The organism is Campylobacter troglodytis, from assembly GCF_006864425.1.
In the GTDB taxonomy this organism is placed as follows: Bacteria; Campylobacterota; Campylobacteria; order Campylobacterales; family Campylobacteraceae; genus Campylobacter_D; species Campylobacter_D troglodytis.
In genome coordinates this window covers 48932-55631 of the sequence record NZ_QHLI01000011.1, presented here as the reverse complement: position 1 = coordinate 55631, position 6700 = coordinate 48932, and the positions used below count along the sequence as shown (strand labels likewise).

The window sequence follows — 6700 nt, the reverse complement described above, 5'->3', positions numbered from 1 at the left end:
AATTGATTCAGAGTATAGTTTAGGGCTTACAACACAAGAACTAGAATTAATAGCTAGAGAAGTCGCACACATTAAAGCCTATGCGGATGTGAGTTGGTACAGATAATGCGATAAAGATTAATGCCTTTTTATAGCTTAGATTTACAACAAAATTTGACACTTAGAAAGTTAGCAAAGCCGGATATTCTTAGCTTTAAAGATGAAAAAGATAAAATTGCAAGAAAAAATTCACAAACATTTTTAAAATAAGCAAACTAAAAAGCAAGAGCCTCAAGCCTTGCTTGAATTTAGTTTAAATTAGTCAAATTCAGCCTTATCCTTGCTTCAATGTAGCCATAAATTGCGAGTTTAGGCTATAAATTCTCACTCCTTGCTGTGATTTGAAAATAGCTATTTATGGTTTTTAGCAAATTTAATCTTGATCTTAGAATTTCTTGAGAGGAGTTTATAAAGCTATTTCTAGCGTCTAGGTAGTCTTTTAGCTCAGCTCTTCCTAGCTCGTATTTTTGCAAATAAGCCTTTGTGATAAGAGCTTCTTTTGAGTTAATGAGCTTGATATTTTCATAAAGCTTGATATTATACTCATAGTCCTTGTAGCAAGCATAAAATTCATTTATGGCACTTTGTAAGGTTTGTTCGTAGCTTGTTTTCAAGCTTTCATAAGCAAATTTTGAAATTTGCACATTTTGCCTTACCCTGCCATAGTCTAAAAAGGGCAAGGAAAGCTGAAACACCCCTCCTAAATTCACAAGCTTAAAGCTTTCATTTAGCTCAGTTGAATTGCCACTTAAATTAGCTCCCAAGGACACAGTAGGATACATAGATTTTTGCACAGCCTTGTAGCTTTTAAAGGCTGCACTTAAAGAACTTGCACTTGCTTTGACATCAGGTCTGTTTGTAAAAGCTTCTAAACTTAGATCAAAATTCACACTAAGTTCTTTAAAATCACTCAAAGACAGCTCTAAGAGCCTATCTATCAATGTGAAACTGTCTTTGTTGCCCAGTAGATCCTTTAAAGTTTTAAGTATTAATTCTTTGTTTTGCTCATTTTGCAAGAGATTTTGTTTGGCATTTAAAAGGCTTTGTTCTATGTTTAAAAGATCAAGCTCCTCCACCCTGCCAAGCTCGTATTTAAGGGTGTAAATTCTTTTTGCTTCTTCTAAATTGCTTATGTATTCTTTAAGTAATTTTTCTACATCATTAAAATATACAAGCTCAAAGGAGTTATTAATGCCTTGATTTATAAGGCTTAATTTCAAGCTTTCAAGCTCATACAAACTAGCCCTTGCACTAAATTCAGCCGAGCTTTTTTCATCTATGATCTTGCCATAAAGATCAAGCTCATAGCTTAAATTCAAGGCATTTGAAAAGGCATTGCTTCTTGTTCCTAAATTTAAATCCTTTGCTATGCTTGCTCCTAGGTTGCCACTTAGGCTTGGATAAAGATCAAAATTAATGAGCTTATACCTAGCAACAGTACTTAAAAGCGAGTATCTAGCTACATTTATCTGGCTATTGTGCCTTAAAAGAGCCTCTATGATTAAGCTTATAGGCTCATTTTCATAAGCCTTCCACCAGCTTTGAATTTGATCTAGCTCGCTTAAATTTGGCTGAATTTGCAAAGCTTCTTTTTGCATAAACTCATCAAACTTAGCCGCACAAGAGCTTAAAAAAATGCACACAAATGCCAAAAAGATAGCCTTTTTCATTTCTTCCTTTCTTAATTTACTTAATCCTTTTAAATTTAAAATGCCTTGCTAAACGATCAATGTTTCAAAAATGTCTCATTTTACTAGACATTTAATTTTTCAAAAAATGCCTTTTGCCATTTTTAATCCTTTAATGCGAAGGGCTTAAAAATTCACGCAATTTAGTCAATTTTAAGCCTTTTTGCAAGGCTTAACACGACAATTTATGTTTAAAAAAAGCCTTTTTACTCCTTTGACAGAGCATTTATGGGGTTTAAATTCGCTGCGTTTTTAGCAGGAAAAAAGCCAAAAACAAGCCCTATAATAACAGAACTAAGAAGCCCCAAAAGCACAGAAGCACCAGACATTATCATCAAAAAGTCCTTGCTTAAAGCATTAAATACCTCAACCACCACAAAGCTAAGTCCCACCCCCAAAATAGCCCCTATCATACAGATCATTATGGCTTCTATTAAAAATTGAAAGAGTATGTCCTCTTTGCGTGCTCCAATTGCCATTCTGATGCCAATTTCTCTTGTGCGTTCGCTCACTGAGACTATCATTATATTCATAACGCCAATTCCACCTACTACAAGGGCTATGATGGCTATTGAGGTGATTAAAATGGTCATTGTGCGGCTGTTTTCTTCTATGGACTGTTTGATTGAGTCTGAATTTATGGTGAAAAAGTCCCTTTGTCCCCTTTTTATCTCAAGGGTTCTAATCATAGCCTCCTCAGCCAGGGAGGGATTAGCCTCATTGCTAACCTTTGCTACTATTTGAGATACCACGCGTGAGCCTGTGATCTTGTTGCGAAGGGTTGTGTAGGGGGTGTAAAGCTTGACATTTATGTCAGAATCAGGCTTTCTTGGATCCTTTTGCAGTACGCCTATGATCTTAAAGGGTTGTTTGTTAAAAAGCACTGTTTTGCCTATGATCTCATCTTTTGAAAGATCAGCAAACAATCTCTTTTTGCCATTATCATCTAACACCGCTACATTCATAGCCTCTTGCACCTCTTCTTCATTAAACAAACGACCAAAATCAAGGCTTAAGCCCCTTATATCAAAGATATGTATCCCTCCTCCTTCCATCCTAGCACTCAAAGAGATATTGCCATAAGTTGCCGTGCCGCTTTGTGCATCTTGAGCCTCCACAGACTCCAAGTAGGGCAGATTTTGCAAGGTATATAGATCGCTTAATGCTAGTTTTACCCTTCCTGATCTAAGATCCCCATAGCCTCTTCCTCCGTGAACTTCTATGGTGTTTGTGCCTAGTCTTGCTATGCTTTCTAGGACTCTTTGTTTAGAGCCAAGCCCCAAAGCAACGACGCTTACCACAGAGGCTATGCCTATTATAATGCCTAGCATAGTTAAAAGCGAGCGAAGCTTGTGTGCTACTATGGAGGAGTAGGCGATTTTAAGACTTTCAAGGAGTTGATTTTTAAACAAGGCATAGCTTTTCACTTCCTTTGGCATAGCTTTGATTTGAGGTTTTTGTGGGGGTGAATTTGTGGAGTTTATTGAATTTTGGCTTGAATTTTTGTTTGAATTTATGGAATTTGCTGAATTTTGTGAATTTTCTTGTGAAATTTGGGCTGAATTTTCGTTTACATTCACGCTTTGGTCGTTTAAATTCACAGAATTCACATCCTCATTGTCATTCTGAGCGGAGTGCGTAGCACGAAACGAAGAATCCACAGCCTGAAAGCCGCCTTTGATTTTAGGTGTGGATTCTTCGCCTACTTTCGCAGGCTCAAAGTGACGAGTATCCCCTGAATCCCCAATAATTTCACCGTCTTTGATCTCTATGATCCTCCTTGCCTTTGCTGCTATTGAGGGATCATGCGTTACTAGGACTATGGTATGTCCTTCTTTATTGAGCCTTTGTAAAATTTCAAGCACCATAACCCCACTTTTGCTATCAAGTGCTCCTGTTGGCTCGTCCGCTAAAATGAGATCTCCTCCATTCATCAAGGCCCTAGCTATGCTAACCCTTTGTTGCTGACCCCCGCTTAGCTCATTTGGCTTTGAGTTTAGCTTATGATCAAGTTCTAAACTAGCTAAAATCTCCCTTGCCCTTTGATTTCTTTTTGAAGCACTAAGCCCAGCATAAACAGCAGGTAGGGACACATTTTCACTTGCATTCATAAGGCTTAAAAGATTATATCTTTGAAAGATAAAGCCAATTTTCTCGCGTCTTAAACGAGACTTTTCCTCTGTGTTAAGGCTTGTAACCTCGTAGTTTTCAAAGATGTATGAGCCAGAACTTGGCTCATCAAGAGTGCCTATAATATTTAAAAGTGAGGTCTTGCCGCTACCGCTTTGCCCAATAATCGCTACAAATTCACCCTTTGCGATGTGTAGGTTTATGCCTCTTAGAATTTCGCTTTGTCCTATGTGTTTATGTATGTCATTTAAAAAAATCATATTTTTGTTTCCTTGTTGTAAGGGCATTGTCTCTTGGTGGCTTTTTGGAAAGTTCGTTAAAATCTCAAGGCGTTAGGTTTCATTACCTAGCCTTGTTTGATTTTAACCTCACAGCCCCAAAAATCCACTCAAGATGGCCTTGTCATCTTTCGTTTGGCTTGAAAATTCAATTTTCTTGCCATTTAAAACGCAAATGCACGCCTTCCTTGTTAAATTCATAGCCTTAAATTCAGGCTTTTGCTGAATTTAAACGGTTTGTGTGAATTTTTTGTTTAAAATTCACACAATTTGCTTAAATTTAGTGAATTTTTCAAAAAAATTCAAGCAAAATTCACACTCCACGACATCATTGCGAGATCTTATCTAGCAAAATCGTGTTGGCACAAGAAACGGTTTTTGCGTAGCAAAAATGCCTTACAAGATCTTAAGCAAAATCCATAGTCAAAAAAGCTATAAAGCTTGCCATTTTAGAAAGGCATAATAAATTCACGCATTTTCTAAAATCGCAAAGTCTAAGAGCCTATAAGCTGTGGATTGCCACGCAAAACTCGCTTATGCTTGTTTTTGTTTGCAATAACAAACAAGCTTATCAAAACGGCGGAGGTCCGCCTCCTCTTGAATTCCTATTTGAAACCGCCTTGCCACCTCCTGAAAGCACAAGTATGTCATTCTCGCTTACACCTTGTAAAATCTGTGAATTTATGCTATCTTTTATGCCTATTTTCACATAGCTTTTGATAACTTGCCCATCCTTTAAAAGCTCTACATAGTAGCCTCCCTTGTCGTTTTTTATGGCGTATGTCGGCACTGCTAGGGCATTTTTCGCACTTGCTATGACTATGGAGTTTTCAACGCTCATTCCTATACGTAAGAAATTTTCTTTATTTTTCACAAAAACCTTGGCATAATAATAAATAGCACTGGTGCTACTACTGCTTGTGGTGCTTGTGGAGGTGGCATCGCTTGTTGTGGTGTGGGCTGGATCTATGCTTGAAATTTGTGCTTCATACTTTGTGTCAGGATCATTTAAGATGGAAAATTTAACCGCTGTTCCTACTCTTATCTTATTTACATCTGCTTCTGCTATTTCCATACGAATTTCCATCTCATTTAGATCTGCTATGCGAACTATGGTAGGGGCTGTATCTCCTGCCCTAACGCTTTGTCCCTCATCTACTGCTACATTTATAACCGTGCCATCCATTGGTGCTGTGATGGTTGTATAGCTTAGATCCTTTTGGGCGTTTTTAAGCTGAATTTCAAGCTGAACTATTTGAGAATTTAGCTCAGCCACATTTGCTTGCAAGGAGTAAAAATTGTTTTTTAGGCTTTCTAAATTTTCTAGGCTTGTAGCCTTGTTTTCATAGAGTTTTTGTTCTCTTTTGTATTGATTATCCGCTATTTCTAGGGCTACTTCCTTGCTTTGTAGATTTGCCTTGGCACTTTCAAGCTGAGCCTTTGTGATCTCATATTCGTTTTCTTGCTTATCCTTTTCGATTTGAGCCACTATGTCTCCTGTTTTAACCACATCTCCTATCTCCACATAAAGCTTGACTATCTGTCCGCTAATTTGAGCACCCACATCAACTTGCTTTTTTGCATAGACCTCGCCCACCGCGTCTATGCTTTGTTCTATGTTTGCTCTATTTATCTTTTGAGTGATTAAAGACTTAGTGCTATCTTCTTTTAGGATAAGATATAAAAGCAAGATGATAAGCATTAAAAAAATGCCACTTAAAAGGAGGATTTTTTTGCTTTTTAGCTTGTTTAGAATGTGCTTTAAATTTAAGCTCATAAAACTTCCTTAACCGTTAAAAATGCCAAAAGTTTAGCTTGAAACTGTGAATTAACTGTGAATTCATTTATTAAAAAGCCTTTGAAACAAAGGGCTTATTTTTTGAATTTTTATTTAAATTCAAGGCATAAAAAGTGGCAAAATTTTCAATAAGGCTTTTAAATATATATCAAAATTTTTGATTTTAAACTAGCAAAATAAATCAAATTTGATAAAATCTTAAGCTTTTATTAAGAATTTTATTTATAGAATACAAATTTAAGTTTAACAAACTTTAAAGGAAAACAAGATGAAAGAGCTTAAAAATAGCCTTTTTACTGTTTTTATAGTTTTGCTTTTTGTTTTTTTTGCATTAGCTTTTTACACCTTTTATAATGCCAAGGGCATATCCTATCTTTCAGATTCAAGCTCAGCCTGTAATAATTGCCACATTATGAACGAGGTTTATAACGACTACATAAAATCACCTCATTCAAAGCAAATCAACTCACAACCCATAGCAACCTGTAATGACTGCCATGTTCCGCATAATTTCATAAACAAGTGGTTAGCCAAGGCTCAAAGTGGACTAGGACACGGCTATGCCTTTTCTTTCAAGCTAAATGAACTTCCTGTAAATTTAAGTGCAAATGAAAAAACCAAGCGCTGGGTGCAAGATAACTGCGTTCGCTGTCATAGCGAGGTAGCAGCTCATACAGTTAGTGCTTCTTTAAATCCACATAAGGATCAGGCTTTAAAATGTGTCTCCTGTCATACAGGAGTAGGGCATAAAAGAGGATTTTAAACAA

4 protein-coding genes are annotated in these 6700 nt (G+C 36.7%); 1 reads left to right on the top strand and 3 read right to left on the bottom strand.

The genetic code is table 11. The features are described from left to right. Positions 1-353: 353 nt before the first annotated feature. The 3 genes from DMC01_RS03830 to DMC01_RS03815 form a co-directional block, all read right to left on the bottom strand. The gene (locus DMC01_RS03830) at positions 354-1709 is read right to left on the bottom strand and encodes a TolC family protein (protein ID WP_142692952.1); all 1356 of its coding nucleotides are present in this window, start codon (positions 1707-1709) and stop codon (positions 354-356) included. Positions 1710-1933: 224 nt separating this feature from the next. After that, complete coding sequence (locus DMC01_RS14815; RefSeq protein ID WP_246058993.1) at positions 1934-4117, bottom strand: ABC transporter permease; 2184 nt, start codon at positions 4115-4117, stop codon at positions 1934-1936. Positions 4118-4706: 589 nt separating this feature from the next. Continuing rightward, positions 4707-5837: an efflux RND transporter periplasmic adaptor subunit gene (locus DMC01_RS03815; RefSeq protein WP_142692957.1), complete on the bottom strand. Its 1131-nt coding sequence runs from the start codon at positions 5835-5837 to the stop codon at positions 4707-4709. A 364-nt stretch (positions 5838-6201) separates the two neighbouring features. Between DMC01_RS03815 and nrfH the strand changes: the two genes are divergently transcribed. Further along, entirely contained in the window at positions 6202-6696 is a 495-nt protein-coding gene (gene nrfH, locus DMC01_RS03810; RefSeq protein ID WP_142692951.1) for a cytochrome c nitrite reductase small subunit, read from the top strand. Positions 6697-6700 lie beyond the last annotated feature (4 nt).

What these genes read in the sequence shown, in the direction of transcription:
- DMC01_RS03830 (WP_142692952.1), bottom strand. Translation starts at nt 1,709, where the DNA reads ATGAAAAAGGCTATCTTTTTGGCATTTGTGTGCATTTTTTTAAGCTCT.
- DMC01_RS14815 (WP_246058993.1), bottom strand. Translation starts at nt 4,117, where the DNA reads ATGATTTTTTTAAATGACATACATAAACACATAGGACAAAGCGAAATT.
- DMC01_RS03815 (WP_142692957.1), bottom strand. Translation starts at nt 5,837, where the DNA reads ATGCTTATCATCTTGCTTTTATATCTTATCCTAAAAGAAGATAGCACT.
- nrfH (WP_142692951.1), top strand. Translation starts at nt 6,202, where the DNA reads ATGAAAGAGCTTAAAAATAGCCTTTTTACTGTTTTTATAGTTTTGCTT.